The sequence below is a fragment of the Pseudomonas sp. LBUM1648 genome, assembly GCF_059716145.1.
The window spans coordinates 4308327-4322983 of the sequence record NZ_CP166808.1; the positions used below are offsets into that span (position 1 = coordinate 4308327).

A 14657-nucleotide genomic window follows, 5' to 3' on the forward strand; every position below is an offset into this window, starting at 1 on the left:
ACATCGCTTTCGCGAGCAGGCTCGCTCCCACAGAGGGCTCTGTATTAACCAGAGACTTGTAACAACCAGTTCTTGAACGCCAGCATCGCCGCCGTCTCCGGCCGCGACTGCAATCGCGTCAGCCAATAACTCCCCGTGGTGATCTCGATCGCAAACGGCTGACAAATCGCCTCCGCCGCCAGTTGCCGCGCGAACATCAGCGGCGGTGCCAACGCCACCCCGCCGCCCTGCAACGCCGTTTCCATCATCGCCAGCGACGAGTCGAAGACGACGCTCTGCGGCGGTGCCGCCTGAGTCGCCATACCCGCCGCCTGAAACCACTCCGGCCATTCATCCGTGCGATAGGAACGCAGCAACGTCTGCTGCAACAGATCCCCCGGCGCGTGCAATTGCCGGGCGATTTCCGGGACGCACAGTACCGACAGCGGCGCTTCCAGCAGACGGGCCGCCTCAATGCCGTGCCACGCTCCGGCGCCAAACCGGATCGCGTAATCCAGCCCTTCTGCCGCGACGTCCACGCGATTGTTGTTGGTCGACAGCCGTAAATCTATGAGCGGATGTTTCGCCCGAAAGTCCGAAAGCCTCGGTAATAACCAACCCACGGCAAAGGTGCCCACCGCGCCCACGGTCAACATCTCGCGATGCTGTCCGCCGGCGAGGCGTTCCAGAATCTGCGCGATGTGATCGAACGACGTGCTCAACACCGGCAGCAAAGTTTCGCCTTCACTGGTCAGCATCAGCCCGCGGGGCAGGCGTTTGAACAGGGTGACGTTGAGCTGCGCTTCAAGGCTTTTGACCTGATGACTGACGGCAGCCTGGGTCACACACAACTCCACGGCAGCGCGGGTAAAGCTCAAATGACGCGCTGACGCCTCGAAAGCGCGCAGTGCGTTGAGCGGCAATTGTGGTCGAATCATGCCCTGCCCCAAATTTTTCTAATGGCTCATCCGAGATTTCATCGTTTGTCGACGAATGCCAGACTGCCTAAATTGTCGGCGCTGATCAGCCGCCTAACGTTGCAAATGCCCGCAGTCTAGCGGGATAACACCCTCAACACTCATGGAAAGTGGTTCATCTATGTCATTCATCAATTCGAGCAAAGTCATTTCCTGTAGCGCTTTCGGCCTGTTCTTCGGCGCCGCGACCTGCATGGCCGCACCGCAAACCGACGAACAACTGCAAGCACTGGTCAAAGGTGCCGTTACGCCTGTGATGCAGCAGCAGAACATCCCCGGCCTGGCCGTTGCCCTCACCATCAACGGCAAACCGCATTACTTTAACTACGGCGTCGCCGCCAAAGACACCGGGCAAAAAGTCAGCGAAAACACTTTGTTCGAAATCGGTTCGGTGAGCAAAACCTTCACCGCAACCCTCGCCGGTTACGCTCAGGCCACGGGTAAACTGGACTTGTCGACCAAGGCCAGCCAGGTTTGGCCCGAGTTGAAAGGCAGCGCTTTCGACAACATCAGCGTGTTGCAACTGGGTACTTACAGCGCCGGCGGTTTGCCGCTGCAATTCCCCGCCGAGGCGGATTCGGCGGACAAGATGCTCGGCTATTACCAACAGTGGAAACCGGTGTATCCGGCGGGCAGCCATCGCCTGTATTCCAATCCGAGCCTTGGGTTGTTCGGTTATCTGACGGCGAAAAGTCTGGGCCAGCCATTTGATCAGGCCATGAGCGAAACCCTGCTGCCGAAACTCGGCCTCAAGCACACCTTCGTCAAGGTGCCCGCGTCCGAAGCCAAGCTCTACGCTCAGGGTTACAACAAGAATGACCAACCGGTTCGGGTCAGTCCGGGCGCACTGGATTCCGAAGCCTACGGTATTAAAACCAGCGCGGCGGATCTGCTGCGTTACGTCGAGGCCAACCTGAAACCGGCCAGCCTTGAAGCGCCGCTGCAAAAAGCCATCGCCGCGACCCACACCGGTTACTACACCGTTGGCGACATGACCCAAGGCCTGGGCTGGGAAATGTATCGCTACCCGACCAGCCTCGACCGCTTGCTGGCCGGTAACTCGACGCCAATGGCCATGGAGGCGCATAAGGTTCAGTGGCTGACTCCGCCGCAACCGCAACCTGACGATGTGTTGCTCAACAAGACCGGCTCCACTGGAGGCTTTGGTACTTACGTCGCGTTCGTGCCGAGCAAAGACATTGGCATTGTGATCATGGCCAACAAAAATTATCCGATTGCGGAGCGAGTGAAGATCGCGCATACGATCCTCAGCGCTGTTGCTGACTGACCGGATTTATAGCGGGCATAAAAATGGGCGACCTGCTGAGGTCGCCCATTTTTTTATCACCATTTCAAGCCTGGAAAATGGCTTCCGGCGGATCGAGATTGTCCAGCGCGCGGTTGACCAGCAACTCGCCGACCACTGCCAACTGCTGAATCGACAGAGCAAGACTGCGCTGCGAATCGTCGAGTTTGCAGGCCATGTCGGTGGTCAGGACATTGAGCGAGGCGAGGGTTTCGCAAGCGTGGGTCAGTAGCGTGGGGGTATCGATATCGGGGCGAATGGTGAAGATGTAGCTGACGGGATCGGGGTGATGCGGGTGGCGCAGGCGTGTGTTGCGGGAGTCGAAGGATCCAGAATCGGTTGAGGATTCGGGGGGATTCGGTGTGTGTTTTTTCATGTGAAAAGTTCTCTATTGAATTTTATGGAGCCACCCAACTCACTTCCACATGACAGGTGGCAGCTGTACGCAGGTGTGGAAGACCTGGGAGAGAACGAAACCCCGGCGCACTCGAAAGTGCTCCCGCGCACAGCCGCCATAAAACGCGACAATGTTGACATAAAAAATGTCTACCTGCGCTTCATGAAAGCTTGCTTCATTCTCTACCCAGCGGACTTCCACATCCGACCGCTGTTTTTTTCAGCGGCCAAAGAAGGTTATCCCCCTGCCCCACAACGCACCAGTTCACCAACGCCGCCGCGCCTTGCAGGAAAAATCCACGGTACATGCAGGTCTTTGCCTCAGACATTTCTGTAGGAATATGCTGCAACGACTTTTTGATCAGCACGCAATAAAAAATGGGCGACCTACTGAGGTCGCCCATTTCTTTGATTCACGCCATGCCATCAATCATCCGGCATTTCCGGCGGCTTGGTCGGTTTTGCAGGCTTGGTCGGTTTAGTCCCTTTTGCACCTTTGGCCATTTCAGGCTCGGCGGCGGCCGGGGCCTGAGCGGCGGCTGCAGCGGCCGCTTCCTTCTCGGCCATCGGCATGGCGTCGATCGTCTCGAAGACTTTCTTCAGGTCGACCGACTTTGACTCATCCCCCGAACTTTCGAGCTTTTTCTCACCGTCTTTACCCACCAGAATCACTTTAGGCAAAGCCCCGGCGCCAAGTTTAAGGGAGCGGATCAGCGCCATGGTGTCTTGCTGCCCCATGTCCTTGCCGTCGAGTTGGCCGGACATGTTGAGGATGGTGTAGACCTTGATGTTGCGGTCGGCGACGCCCTTTTTGTTGGCCGGGTCCTCCAGCGACTTTTTCAGGCTCACCCACACGGGGTCGACGGTGCTTTGCGCGATCACGATCAGCGGTCGGGCGCGACCCATGTCTGCGGCAATCGGCGAATCGTTGTCAGCGGCGAACAAGGGGCCGGCAATCGCCAGCAAGAGTGTCAGGGTCAGTGACCTGATGAGCATGCGCATCTCCTTTTGATATCCACGCTCTACTGATTGCGCATCGTGGCGATTGTTCCGGGTGTGTCTGGCAAATATGTGTCGCCTTGTCAGAAGCTTAGGTCAGGACCGGTATTGCGCAACCGCCTGCGTGCAATCGTGACGCGGATTTGATTACCTTTTGTGAGCGCATTAGGGTGGCGGTTCTGCCCACGAAATGGAGTTCAATGCATGCACATCGAATACCTGTGCGATCACCCCGGATTTGTTGAAGAACTGGCCGAACTCAACTTCAAGGAGTGGGGTGAATTCCGCCCCGGCGATACGCTTGAGGCCCGCACCGAACGCATGCGCAAAGCCTGCGGCAAAGGCGCGATTCCCAGTGTGGTGGTGGCCATTGAAGACGGCAGGCTGCTCGGTGGCGCGCTGCTGATCGACAGCGACATGAAAACTCGTCCCGAGCTGACACCCTGGCTGGCCGGGGTTTATGTGAAAGCAGAGGAACGTGGACGCGGGGTTGCTTCGCAACTGGTCAATCGGATTGTCGAAGAGGCCGAAGCGTTGGGAGTGCCGCAGCTATACCTGTACACCGACGCGGCAAAATCGTTGTATGCGCGATTGGGTTGGGAGGTGGTTGAGGAACTGGTCTACGAGGATTTGCCAGTGACGATCATGAAGTTCGTCATTCAACGTTGAGCCTCGGGTGAGGGAGTTGCTCCCTCACCCGAGTGAGTGCGCCGATCAAAACGCCAATTTATAACCGATCAACACCAGCATCGTCGCCAGGCACGGGCGCAGCACTTCATCGGAGATGCGCCCGGTAAGGTGGCTGCCAAGCCAGATGCCCGGCAGCGAACCGACCAGCAAAAAGCCCAAAACGCCCCAATCCATATTGCCCATGCTCGCGTGGCCCAGACCTGCAACCAGGGTCAGCGGCACGGCGTGGGCGATTTCGGTGCCGACCAGACGGCGGGTCGGCAGCAGCGGATAGAGGATGAACAGCGCGACGGTGCCGAGGGCGCCGGCGCCAATCGAAGTCAGGGCAACCATGGTGCCTAGGATAAGACCGGTGATCACGGTCATCACATTGAGCCGCGAACCGCTCGGGTTGTAGTTGCCGCCGGCGCGTTTGTGGGCGAAATCCAACAGTCGTTTTTTGAAGAAAATCGCCAGCGCGGTAGCGAACAGGACGAAACCCAGCGCCTGTTTGATGATGGCGTTCATCGCGTCCGGCGCGGTGTGCAGGGTGCTGAGAAACCACAGGGTCATGGCCACCGCCGGCACGCTGCCGAGGGTCAGCCAACCGGTGATGGCCCAGTCGATGTTCTTGTTCTTTCTATGGACGAGCACGCCACTGGATTTGGTAATGGCCGCGTACAACAGGTCGGTGCCCACCGCCGTTGCAGGGTTGATGCCGAACCACAGCAGAATCGGCGTCATCAACGAACCGCCGCCGACACCGGTCATGCCGACAATAAAACCCACCACCAGCCCGGCAATCACCAGGCCGAAATTTGCCAATTCCATTAAGACGTCCAGAAAAACGACAGGAAAAATCTGGCCCGCAGCATAGCGATTTTTCTTATAACCACCTATATCGATACGGTCTATCGTTATGCCTTTCGATCACACCGCAGGTCCATTGTGGGAGCGAGCCTGCTCGCTCCCACAGGGATGATGTAGTGATTAGAAGATCAATGCACCCGCCGCCCCGGTTTGAAACTGTGATGGCTGTTGATCCACACCGTGGCCCATGCGATCAGCGACAGGATCAGCAGCGCCCACGGAAACGACATTGCCCCCGCCCGATCCAGCAGCAACCCGCCAAATAATCCGCCGCCGGCGATCGCCACGTTCCATGACGTGGTGAGCATCGCCTGCACCACGTCGACATGGTCGCCCGCCGAATCCGCCGCCGCGGTCAGCAGCAGAGTCGCCGAGCCACCAAACGACAACCCCCATACCGCCATGCAGCCATAAATCAGCCACGGCGACGGCGAAATCAGCGCCAATACCAACGCTGTCACGGCAAACACCGCAAGGCTGATCAGCGTCAGCCAACGCAACCAGCGATCCACCAGCATGCCGATGATCCAGATCCCCACGAGCGAACACAGGCCGAACACCAGCAGCACCAGATCAACGCGCTCGGCCAGCCCGGCCTGCATCAGAAACGGTGAAATGTAGGTGTAAAGAATGTTGTGTCCGAGCATCCACGTCAGCACCACGAACAGTACCGGTCGCACGCCCGGCAGACGCAGAGATTCGAGCAGTGGCAGGCGTTCTTCGCTGTTCTGCCCCGGACGATCCGGCACCGCGATGACGATCCACGCCGCCAGCACCAAGGCCAGCGCCGACATGATCCCGAACGAGGCGCGCCAGCCGATCAGATTGCCCAGCCACGTCCCCGCCGGCGTGCCCAGCGACAACGCCACCGGTGTGCCGAGCATGGCAATCGCCAGCGCCCGCCCCTGTTGATGCACCGGCACGATGCCGCGCGCGTAGCCGGCCATGATCCCCCACGACAGCCCCGCCGCCATCCCGGCAAGAAATCGCGAAGCCAGGGTCAGGCCGTAATGGCTGGAAAACGTAGTGATGGTGTTGAACAACAGAAAGCCGCCCACCGTCATCAGCAGCACCCGCCGCCGGGGCCAGCCGCGTGTAGCGACGGTCAGCGGAATCGCCGCGACAATCGAACCCAGCGCATACAGCGTCACCAGTTGCCCGGCGAGCACTTCGCTGACGTTCAGGCCGGCGCCAATTTGCGGCAGCAGTCCGGCTGGCAGGGTTTCGGTGAGGATAGCGATGAAGCCGGTCATGGCGAAGGCCAGCAACGCGGCATAGGGCAGTTTGTCCGCGCGGGCGGCGCAGTCGAGTCGAGTGAAATCGGCGCTTGCGGGGTCAGTCATGACGGGGGCAGCTCCCTTTGAGTCAAATATGACGAAGGATTGTATACAAATAATCCGCCCGCCACTCTAACCGACTCGACTTACTGCACCGGTAAAAAATTCAGAAACAGCAGACTTTGCGCGTAATTCAGGCCAATGCGCCAGTAGCGCTCATCGAGCATTTGCGTAAGCAGATCAAGGCGCGCCACCACTTTGCCGAACTCCGTGGCGAAACTCAGGTTGCTGCCCTCCTCCGAAATCTCATTGGAGAACAGCAGCGGCTGGCCTTCCTTGTTCTGGCGCTGAGACAGAATCCACGTGGCTTTTTCGATGTTGCGCGCGGCGTTGTGAACGAACGTCGGGTTGATCGCGTCAGTCATGTAGAACTCGACGCGATTGCCATGGGCGGTGACCAACATGCTGCCGATGGCATAGATGAACGCGCCGACCCGATCACCGAGAAACTCCGGGCTCATCGCATAACTGAGCGCAGCCAGATCCTTGCGCCCGCCCAGCACCGGCAACGGTTGCTGCTGCTCGATGGCCAGGCGTACCTGCTTCACCGCGGCGTGGATGTTGAGGAAGCCGGATTTGCGCAACTCTTCGGGGTTGCGCAGGTACAACTTGCCCATCAACCGATAAAGACTGTTGAGGTTGTCGCGCATCGCCAGCGTGGCCATGCGGTCGACGCTGGTCTGCAGGAATTCCTGCGGTTGACCGTCACGAATCTGAGCGATGAAGCCATTGCCGTCCTGATGTGTGCAGCCGCTGACAAACAGCGACGACAGACAGGCCAGCAACAGGCACGGGCGATGAACAACACGGGCGATCAGGTGAAAAGCTCTCGGCATGAATTCTCGAACAGGCACATTCCTGTGCGGCGGGAGTCACCGCATCCTGGCCATGGATAGAGCCGCCAATTGCTGAAAAGTGCAGTGTCCGCGTGGTTTCCCGACCTTCGGCAACCATTTAGTCCGACTTTATTTTTGCAATAAACGTTTAATCCGCTATAAATTCTGATTCACGCCTCAATTAGCATGACTATTAACCTGTTTTGAAAACAACAACAAAAAGGAAGGTCAACCATGCTTCAATCCCGTCACTTGCTCTCCGGCCTCGGACTGTCCCTGATGATCGCCACCCTTTCCGCCAATGCGGCGGGCCTGACCGCCGAACACAAAGCCTTCGGCAAAACCAATGACGGCACGCCCGTCGAGCAATACATCCTGCGCAACAGCCACGGCATGCAAGCCACCGTCATCACCTACGGCGCGACCCTGCAATCGCTGCTGGTGCCAGACAAACAAGGCAAAGCCGCCGACGTGGTGCTCGGTTTCGACGATGTGCAGGGCTACCAGAAAGGCACCGCGTACTTCGGCGCGACCATCGGCCGTTTCGGCAATCGCCTGGCCGACGGTGCCTTCGAACTCGACGGCAAGCGCTATCAAGTGCCACAGAACGACAAGTCCAACGCCTTGCACGGCGGCACCCAGGGCTTCGATAAAAAGGTCTGGAAAGCGCAGGAAACCAAAGACAAGGACTCAGTCGGCGTGACCCTGACCTATCTGTCGGCGGACGGTGAAATGGGCTTCCCAGGCAACCTCACCACCGAAGTGACCTATCGCCTGACCGACAGCAACGAACTGCGCATCGACTACAAGGCCAGCACCGACAAACCGACCGTGCTCAACCTGACCAACCACAGCTACTTCAACCTCGCGGGTGCCGGCAATGGCGACATCCTCAAACAGGTCGCGACCCTGCACGCCAGCCATTACACCCCGGTCACCGGCAAGCTGATCCCGACCGGCGAACTGGCGCCGGTGGCAGGTACACCGATGGATTTAACCAAGCCAACGGCAATTGGTACGCACATCAAGGCTGATCACCCGCAGTTGAAATTCGCCGAGCCGAAACAGGGTGGTTTCGATTTCAACTGGGCGCTGGATACCAAGGGTGACGTGAGCAAAGTCGCCGCCGAGGTCAGTGATCCACAGTCCGGCCGGCATTTGCAGTTGTTCACCAGCGAACCGGGCGTGCAGTTCTACACCAGCAACTTCCTCGACGGCACCGTCAAGGGCAAGGGCGGCAAGGTGTATCCGCACTGGGGCGCGTTTACCTTGGAGACGCAGCACTATCCTGACTCACCGAATCAGCCGAACTTCCCGAGCACGCGGCTGGATCCGGGGCAGGATTATGCGCACAGCGTGGTGCTGAAGTTTTCTGCCAAATAAAAGCTGAAGATCAAAAGATCGCAGCCTGCGGCAGCTCCTACAGGGCGAAACCCGAGCCCAATGTAGGAGCTGCCGCAGGCTGCGATCTTTTTGCTTTTTGAACCCTTGGACTATCCTGCTGCCCACTAAGGTATCGACCGTTTCAGAAAGGAGGTTTGAATGCGTACCCTCGAATTGGCCGGCGTGCAGGTTCCGGTGATTGGCCAGGGCACTTGGCGCATGGGTGAGGATCGTTCGGCGCACAAACGTGAAGTCACCGCGCTGCGCACTGGCATCGAACTGGGCATGACCCTGATCGACAGCGCTGAAATGTATGCCGAGGGTGGTGCCGAAACCGTGGTTGGCGAAGCCATTGCCGGCCTGCGTGATCAAGTGTTTCTAGTCAGCAAGGTCTACCCGCACAACGCCAGCCGCAAAGGTATTCCGCTAGCCTGCGAGCGCAGTCTGCGCCGGCTCGACACTGATTACATCGACCTCTATCTGTTGCATTGGCGCGGCCAGTATCCGCTGGAGGAAACCGTCGAGGCGTTCGAACGTCTGCGCGAGGACGGCAAGATCGGCCGTTGGGGCGTGTCGAACTTCGATGTTGATGACCTTGAAGAACTGGCGTCACCGGCCTGCGCGACCAATCAGGTGCTCTTCAACCTGGAAGAACGCGGTGTCGAATTCGACCTGCTGCCGTGGTGCCAGCAGCAACGTATGCCGCTGATGGCGTACTGTCCGATCGGTCAAGGCGGCGCGATGCTGGCTGATCCGGTGTTGAAACAGATTGCCGCTCGTCACAACGCGACCCCGGCACAGGTTTCGCTGGCGTGGATTCTGCGTCAGGATGGCGTAATTGCGATTCCCAAAGCTGTGCGGCCGGAACACGTGCAACTCAATGCACAAGCGGCGCAGTTGCAACTGGAGGCCGGGGATCTGGCAGCGCTGGACCAGGCGTTTCACGCGCCAAAGCGCAAGCAGCGGTTGGCCATGGTCTGAGCCACCGCCGACTGGCAGAGGGCTTCGCGATGAGAAGCACTGATCAGTACGACCCGTTCAATCTGCAACGTTTCATCCAGGCGCAGGACCCGGTTTTCGAACGGGTCCAGCGCGAACTCGACGAGGGCCGCAAGCGCAGCCACTGGATGTGGTTTGTCTTCCCGCAGTTCGCAGGCCTGGGCGGCAGTGAGATGTCCCGGCGCTTCGCCATCGGTTCGGCCGAGGAAGCTCAGACCTATCTGGACCATCCCTTGCTCGGCGCACGATTACGCGCCTGCACGCAGCTTGTGCTGAATGTGCGAGAGCGTTCGATTGCCGAGATTTTCGGCCATCCCGATGACCTGAAATTTCACTCCTCAATGACGCTGTTCGCCCAGTTCGCTGCTGAAGACAGCTTGTTCAACCAGGCACTTGAGCGCTACTTCCACGGCATCCTTGATGAGTGGACGTTGCAACTGCTGGACTCAAAACAGGCCCAGTTGTCCCCCGATCAGGGTTGAGAAGTCGTCGTCGACAAACGGCAGGATCGCATCCGCCACCGGTTGCAGTTGCCGGGTGATGTAGTGGTCGTAGTCGATGGTGGATCGCCGCACTTCCAGCGGTTCGGGGCCGGCCAGGGTAATCACGTAGCTGATCCAGCCACCGTTCTGGTACTGCCGCGGTCGTCCGTGCTGCGCGTTGTAATCATCGGCCAGCCGCGCCGCGCGCACGTGGGGCGGAACATTGCGCTCGTAATCGTCGAGGGTGCGGCGCAGGCGTTTGCGATAGATCAGTCGATCATCGAATTCACCCGCCAGGGTTTTGCGCACGTAGTCACGCACATAATCCTGATAAGGCTTGCGCTGGAAGATCCGCTCGTACAGTTCCTGCTGAAATTGCCGGGCCAAAAGCGACCAGTCGGTGCGCACGGTTTCCAGGCCTTTGTAGACCATTTCTTCGCTACCGTCGGCGCGTGTCACCAGACCGGCGTAGCGCTTCTTGCTGCCCTCCTCCGCGCCACGAATGGTCGGCATCAGAAAGCGTTTGTAGTGAATTTCGAACTGCAATTCGAGGGCGCTTTCCAGCCCGTATTCGTCACGCACATGCTCACGCCACCAGTCGTTGACGTGTTTGACCAGCGCATGGCCGATGGCCGCTGCTTCTTCCTGCCCGTGGGGACGACGCAGCCAGACGAAGGTCGAGTCGGTGTCACCGTAGATCACCGCGTGGCCCTGCTCTTCAATCAACTTGCGCGTGCGCAGCATGATCTCGTGGCCGCGCAGAGTGATCGACGACGCCAACCGTGTATCAAAGAACCGGCAACCGCTGGAGCCGAGCACGCCATAGAAGGCGTTCATGATGATCTTCAGCGCCTGGGACAGCGGCGCATTGTGTTCGCGCTTGGCGGTCTCGCGGCCCTCGGCGACTCGCGAGACGATGGACGGCAGGCAATGCCGGGTGCGTGAGAATCTGGCACCACGAAAGCCCGGCACGGAGTCGGCATCATCCGGATGCTGCAAGCCTTCGATCAGCCCGACCGGATCAATCAGAAAGGTGCGGATGATCGACGGATAAAGGCTCTTGTAATCGAGCACCAGCACCGATTCGTACAGCCCCGGTCGCGAGTCCATGACAAAGCCGCCGGGGCTGGCCTGCGGCGGATTGGTGCCCAGATTCGGCGCCACGAAACCCTGACGGTGCATCAACGGCATATATAGATGCGTGAACGCCGCCACCGAGCCGCCGCTGCGATCCGCCGGCAGGCCGGTGACGCTGGCGCGCTCCAGCAAAAACGTCAGCAGTTCGGTCTTGACGAAAATCCGCGTGACCAGTTCGCAGTCCTTGAGGTTGTACTTGGCCAGCGCCGGTTTGTCCTCGGCGAACATGCGGTTGATCTCATCCATGCGCTGGTACGGGTTGTCGATCGACTTGCCTTCGCCAAGCAAGGTCTGCGCGACGTTTTCCAGACTGAACGAAGGGAAACTCCAGGTCGCCGAACGCAGCGACTCAATGCCGTCGATGATCAGGCGCCCCGCCGCCGAGGCGAAGTAATGGTTGCGGCTGCCGTGTTCGCGCCACTGCATCTCTTCACCGCCACGGCCGATTTTCAACGGTACGCCGAGGCGCCGCGCGTGTTCGTGGAGGATGCGCAGATCGAACTGCACGACGTTCCAGCCGATGATCGCGTCGGGGTCATGACGGGCGAACCAATCGTTGAGCTTCTTCAGAATGACCGTGCGTGAGTCGCAGTATTCGAGGTCGAAGTCGACGATGCTGGCGTCACCGTTCGGCGCGCCGAGCATGTACACCTGACGCTCGCCGCAGCCTTCAAGAGCGATGGAGTACAACTCGCCGGTTTCGGTGGTTTCGATGTCCAGCGAGACCAGTCGCAGCTTTGGCCGATACTCGGGGTCGGGTTTGAGGTGGGCGTTGAGCAATGTGCCGTCGGCATCGGAGGTGCCGCTGAACAACACCGGTGCGGTGATGAAACGCTCCATCAGATAGCGTTCCGGCGGGCGCACATCGGCCTCGAAAACATCGACGCCGTGGCGGTTGAGCGCGGTTTCCAGACGCATCAACTGGCCATGTTGCTGGCAATACAGGCCGAGCACCGGGCGATGTTCGAAGTCCTGCAGGGCCAGGGGGCGCAGTTCGACGTTCTTTTCGTCATGCAGCAGGCGCTCGGCGGCTGCGCGCTGCTCGGCGGGGATAAACGCCACCGACGGCTGATGCGGCAAGCGCACGCGGCGCGGCCCGGCGTCGGTCGCCAGCCAGAACTCGACTTCGGTGCCGGCCGGCGTATCGCGCCAATGCCGGGTCAGGACGAAGCCCTGCTGTAAATCCACCACTACGACCTCGGAAAATTGAATCTGGCAGGCATTCTACGCTGCCCTTCAAGGGATAACCCTATCCCCTGTGGCGAGGGGATTTATCCCCGATGGCCTGCGTAGCAGGCCCAAAACCATCCGACACGGTGTGTCAGGCAAACCCGGCGGTCTGATTCCGGGCCTGCTGCGCAGACCATCGGGGCGGTGCGACGTTTCGCTAAATCCCCTCACCACAAAGTTCTTCATAGAACAGGTTGCAGCGTGAACCATAAAAAATCGGGCAAATGACGTTTTTTGCGTGTTATCTGCCGCTTTGCCACCTTGCCCTGAACGCCAGCGTCTACGATGCTTGGATAACAACGACAACACCTGAGTAACTGCCATGAAGACCGTCGCCCAACTGCTCAAGCTCAAAGATCAGAAAAATCAGGAAGTGCACCAGATCAAGCCTGATCACATGGTGCTCGAAGCACTGATGAAGATGGCCGAGAAAAACGTCGGCGCCTTGCTGGTCGTGGAAGACGACAATGTGGTCGGCATCATCAGTGAACGCGATTACGCGCGCAAACTGGTGCTGCATGGCCGCTCTTCAGTCGGCACGCCGGTACGCGACATCATGGTTGCCAACGTGATCACGGTGGATACCCACCAGACTGTCGACACTTGCCTGGGCATCATGTCCGACAAACGCCTGCGCCACTTGCCGGTGGTGGAGAACGGCAAATTGATCGGCCTGCTGTCGATTGGTGACCTGGTCAAGGAAGCGATTGCCGAACAGGCGGAGTTGATCAAACAGTTGGAGCAGTATATTCGCGGGGAATAAACCTGACCGCGATCGTTCCCATGCTCCGCGTGGGAACGATCAGAGGAAAGCTCAGGCTGGCCAATGCCGGGCGAAGACAGGCGCCAGCACCGGATGCCGGTCAATGCGTTGTAGCCACGCATAGAAACCAGGCCGCGTCTGGCGCAGATGCTCGCGGCTCCCCGCCCAACGTGTCACCACAGCTGCCAGCACATCCAGCGCCCCCGGAGTTTCATCGTCCAGGTACAGCTCGGCGGAAAACTGGTCGGCAAACACCTCCCAACTCCAGTGCAGACGCTCGCGGGCGCCGGCGATCAGGTTCTGCCGCGACGCTTCGTCGGGCATCAGCAGCCAGCGCTCGGGGTAGTCGATGACGCCAATGGCCGCGTAGCAATTGCTGACGATGTACACGAGGCCGCGAATCGCCTGGTCACGCTCGTCTGCCTTGGCCGGCAACAATCCTGACTTGGGAAACGTCAGGCCCAAATGAATCAGAATCGCCGCGCTCTCGGTGACCGCACTGCCATCGGGCAGTTGCAGGGTCGGGATCTGTTTCAGTGGATTGAGTTGCGCCAACGCTTCGGCGGCTTCGGTACTGGCTTCAATATCAATGAAGCGATAAGCGATCTGACACAGCTCCAGCGCGGCTTCAATAGCGGCGGCGCCTGAGTTGCGATGTCCGTAGAGCTGATACATAACCCCTCCTCAATCCCGACAGGCATCTGGTGTAGCCCTATTTATAGCTGGTGTATCCGATTTGGCACGTTTTTCCCATGCACTCGCCACTTGCGAATTCAAACCTCGCAAAACAGCGCTGGCGGTGCCCATCCCGCACCAAGAGCAATCATCGAACGCTATCCGCGTTCTTGTAAGGTGCGATACCGAACCAAAAGTTCGTGTATCCGAGCTGGCAACAAGGAGTTCACCGCGTGAATCTTCAATCGCTCTGCCGCATCACTGTCCGTTTGCGTCTATCCGCCCAACGCCGAGTTCAGCAGAACAGCCCCGGCGCCCTGCGTATTTACTTTATTACCTGAATCAAGCGACCACGTACTGTGTTCGGCGCTGAGTTATGCGCCGACGGTAGCGTGTTATTTATTTTTTAAATACAACACCCAACAGGCAGTGCATTAATGAACGACAGCTGGATTGTCGAACAATAGCTAATTAACTGTTTGCCCGTGCACCAAAACCGTTCTTGGATTTGCAACTAACCCAAACTTGAAGCATTGATTTCATTTAAACAAAAACAAGGAACATCGCCTGTGAACCGCTAAAACATTGACCCGCACCAAATCAGTCCGCCCTGCACCAC

General features: G+C 58.9%; 15 protein-coding genes. 6 read left to right on the plus strand and 9 right to left on the minus strand.

What is annotated here, in order from left to right; genetic code table 11:
• Window positions 1–44: 44 nt before the first annotated feature.
• Complete coding sequence (locus ACA043_RS19535) at window positions 45–917, minus strand: LysR family transcriptional regulator (RefSeq protein ID WP_497657751.1); 873 nt, start codon at window positions 915–917, stop codon at window positions 45–47.
• Window positions 918–1149: 232 nt separating this feature from the next.
• On the opposite strand from ACA043_RS19535, the gene ampC reads away from it, so the two are divergent.
• Complete coding sequence (ampC, locus tag ACA043_RS19540) at window positions 1150–2244, plus strand: class C beta-lactamase (protein WP_497659668.1); 1095 nt, start codon at window positions 1150–1152, stop codon at window positions 2242–2244.
• Between the two features lie 64 nt (window positions 2245–2308).
• Here ampC and ACA043_RS19545 read toward each other — a convergent pair whose 3' ends face one another.
• The 3 genes from ACA043_RS19545 to ACA043_RS19555 form a co-directional block, all read right to left on the minus strand.
• Window positions 2309–2638 (minus strand): DUF6124 family protein, encoded by a 330-nt coding sequence (locus ACA043_RS19545; protein WP_497657752.1) that lies wholly within the window; start codon window positions 2636–2638, stop codon window positions 2309–2311.
• A gap of 196 nt (window positions 2639–2834) precedes the next feature.
• Window positions 2835–3062 (minus strand): hypothetical protein, encoded by a 228-nt coding sequence (locus ACA043_RS19550; protein WP_497657753.1) that lies wholly within the window; start codon window positions 3060–3062, stop codon window positions 2835–2837.
• Between the two features lie 22 nt (window positions 3063–3084).
• A complete protein-coding gene (locus tag ACA043_RS19555; protein ID WP_497657754.1) occupies window positions 3085–3654 on the minus strand; it encodes a DUF4174 domain-containing protein in 570 nt (189 codons plus the stop codon).
• Between the two features lie 207 nt (window positions 3655–3861).
• Here ACA043_RS19555 and ACA043_RS19560 point away from each other — a divergent pair, with 207 nt between their 5' ends.
• Window positions 3862–4326, plus strand: coding sequence for a GNAT family N-acetyltransferase (locus ACA043_RS19560; protein ID WP_497657755.1), 465 nt, complete (start codon window positions 3862–3864; stop codon window positions 4324–4326).
• 45 nt (window positions 4327–4371) lie between these two features.
• Here ACA043_RS19560 and ACA043_RS19565 read toward each other — a convergent pair whose 3' ends face one another.
• The 3 genes from ACA043_RS19565 to ACA043_RS19575 form a co-directional block, all read right to left on the minus strand.
• Window positions 4372–5157: a sulfite exporter TauE/SafE family protein gene (locus tag ACA043_RS19565; protein WP_034154648.1), complete on the minus strand. Its 786-nt coding sequence runs from the start codon at window positions 5155–5157 to the stop codon at window positions 4372–4374.
• 167 nt (window positions 5158–5324) lie between these two features.
• On the minus strand, window positions 5325–6539 hold the full coding sequence (locus ACA043_RS19570; RefSeq protein WP_497657756.1) for an MFS transporter: 1215 nt from the start codon (window positions 6537–6539) through the stop codon (window positions 5325–5327).
• A gap of 80 nt (window positions 6540–6619) precedes the next feature.
• A complete protein-coding gene (locus tag ACA043_RS19575; RefSeq protein WP_497657757.1) occupies window positions 6620–7369 on the minus strand; it encodes a hypothetical protein in 750 nt (249 codons plus the stop codon).
• A 234-nt stretch (window positions 7370–7603) separates the two neighbouring features.
• On the opposite strand from ACA043_RS19575, the gene ACA043_RS19580 reads away from it, so the two are divergent.
• The 3 genes from ACA043_RS19580 (at window position 7604) to ACA043_RS19590 (ending at window position 10233) form a co-directional block, all read left to right on the plus strand.
• Window positions 7604–8752 (plus strand): aldose epimerase family protein, encoded by a 1149-nt coding sequence (locus tag ACA043_RS19580; RefSeq protein WP_497657758.1) that lies wholly within the window; start codon window positions 7604–7606, stop codon window positions 8750–8752.
• Between the two features lie 159 nt (window positions 8753–8911).
• The gene (locus ACA043_RS19585) at window positions 8912–9733 is read left to right on the plus strand and encodes an aldo/keto reductase (RefSeq protein ID WP_187677635.1); all 822 of its coding nucleotides are present in this window, start codon (window positions 8912–8914) and stop codon (window positions 9731–9733) included.
• A gap of 29 nt (window positions 9734–9762) precedes the next feature.
• A complete protein-coding gene (locus tag ACA043_RS19590) occupies window positions 9763–10233 on the plus strand; it encodes a DUF1810 domain-containing protein (RefSeq protein ID WP_489880327.1) in 471 nt (156 codons plus the stop codon).
• Here the strand turns inward: ACA043_RS19590 and ACA043_RS19595 are convergent.
• Window positions 10198–12558, minus strand: coding sequence for a DNA polymerase II (locus ACA043_RS19595; protein WP_497657759.1), 2361 nt, complete (start codon window positions 12556–12558; stop codon window positions 10198–10200). The two genes, ACA043_RS19590 and ACA043_RS19595, sit on opposite strands and share 36 nt — an antisense overlap.
• Window positions 12559–12922: 364 nt before the next feature.
• On the opposite strand from ACA043_RS19595, the gene ACA043_RS19600 reads away from it, so the two are divergent.
• Window positions 12923–13363 (plus strand): CBS domain-containing protein, encoded by a 441-nt coding sequence (locus ACA043_RS19600; protein ID WP_187677632.1) that lies wholly within the window; start codon window positions 12923–12925, stop codon window positions 13361–13363.
• Window positions 13364–13414: 51 nt separating this feature from the next.
• Here ACA043_RS19600 and ACA043_RS19605 read toward each other — a convergent pair whose 3' ends face one another.
• Window positions 13415–14038, minus strand: a complete 624-nt coding sequence (locus tag ACA043_RS19605; RefSeq protein WP_187677631.1) for a glutathione S-transferase N-terminal domain-containing protein — start codon at window positions 14036–14038, stop codon at window positions 13415–13417.
• Window positions 14039–14657: the final 619 nt, after the last annotated feature.

What these genes read in the sequence shown, in the direction of transcription:
- ACA043_RS19535 (WP_497657751.1), bottom strand. Translation starts at nt 917, where the DNA reads ATGATTCGACCACAATTGCCGCTCAACGCACTGCGCGCTTTCGAGGCG.
- ampC (WP_497659668.1), top strand. Translation starts at nt 1,150, where the DNA reads ATGGCCGCACCGCAAACCGACGAACAACTGCAAGCACTGGTCAAAGGT.
- ACA043_RS19545 (WP_497657752.1), bottom strand. Translation starts at nt 2,638, where the DNA reads ATGAAAAAACACACACCGAATCCCCCCGAATCCTCAACCGATTCTGGA.
- ACA043_RS19550 (WP_497657753.1), bottom strand. Translation starts at nt 3,062, where the DNA reads ATGGGCGACCTCAGTAGGTCGCCCATTTTTTATTGCGTGCTGATCAAA.
- ACA043_RS19555 (WP_497657754.1), bottom strand. Translation starts at nt 3,654, where the DNA reads ATGCTCATCAGGTCACTGACCCTGACACTCTTGCTGGCGATTGCCGGC.
- ACA043_RS19560 (WP_497657755.1), top strand. Translation starts at nt 3,862, where the DNA reads ATGCACATCGAATACCTGTGCGATCACCCCGGATTTGTTGAAGAACTG.
- ACA043_RS19565 (WP_034154648.1), bottom strand. Translation starts at nt 5,157, where the DNA reads ATGGAATTGGCAAATTTCGGCCTGGTGATTGCCGGGCTGGTGGTGGGT.
- ACA043_RS19570 (WP_497657756.1), bottom strand. Translation starts at nt 6,539, where the DNA reads ATGACTGACCCCGCAAGCGCCGATTTCACTCGACTCGACTGCGCCGCC.
- ACA043_RS19575 (WP_497657757.1), bottom strand. Translation starts at nt 7,369, where the DNA reads ATGCCGAGAGCTTTTCACCTGATCGCCCGTGTTGTTCATCGCCCGTGC.
- ACA043_RS19580 (WP_497657758.1), top strand. Translation starts at nt 7,604, where the DNA reads ATGCTTCAATCCCGTCACTTGCTCTCCGGCCTCGGACTGTCCCTGATG.
- ACA043_RS19585 (WP_187677635.1), top strand. Translation starts at nt 8,912, where the DNA reads ATGCGTACCCTCGAATTGGCCGGCGTGCAGGTTCCGGTGATTGGCCAG.
- ACA043_RS19590 (WP_489880327.1), top strand. Translation starts at nt 9,763, where the DNA reads ATGAGAAGCACTGATCAGTACGACCCGTTCAATCTGCAACGTTTCATC.
- ACA043_RS19600 (WP_187677632.1), top strand. Translation starts at nt 12,923, where the DNA reads ATGAAGACCGTCGCCCAACTGCTCAAGCTCAAAGATCAGAAAAATCAG.
- ACA043_RS19605 (WP_187677631.1), bottom strand. Translation starts at nt 14,038, where the DNA reads ATGTATCAGCTCTACGGACATCGCAACTCAGGCGCCGCCGCTATTGAA.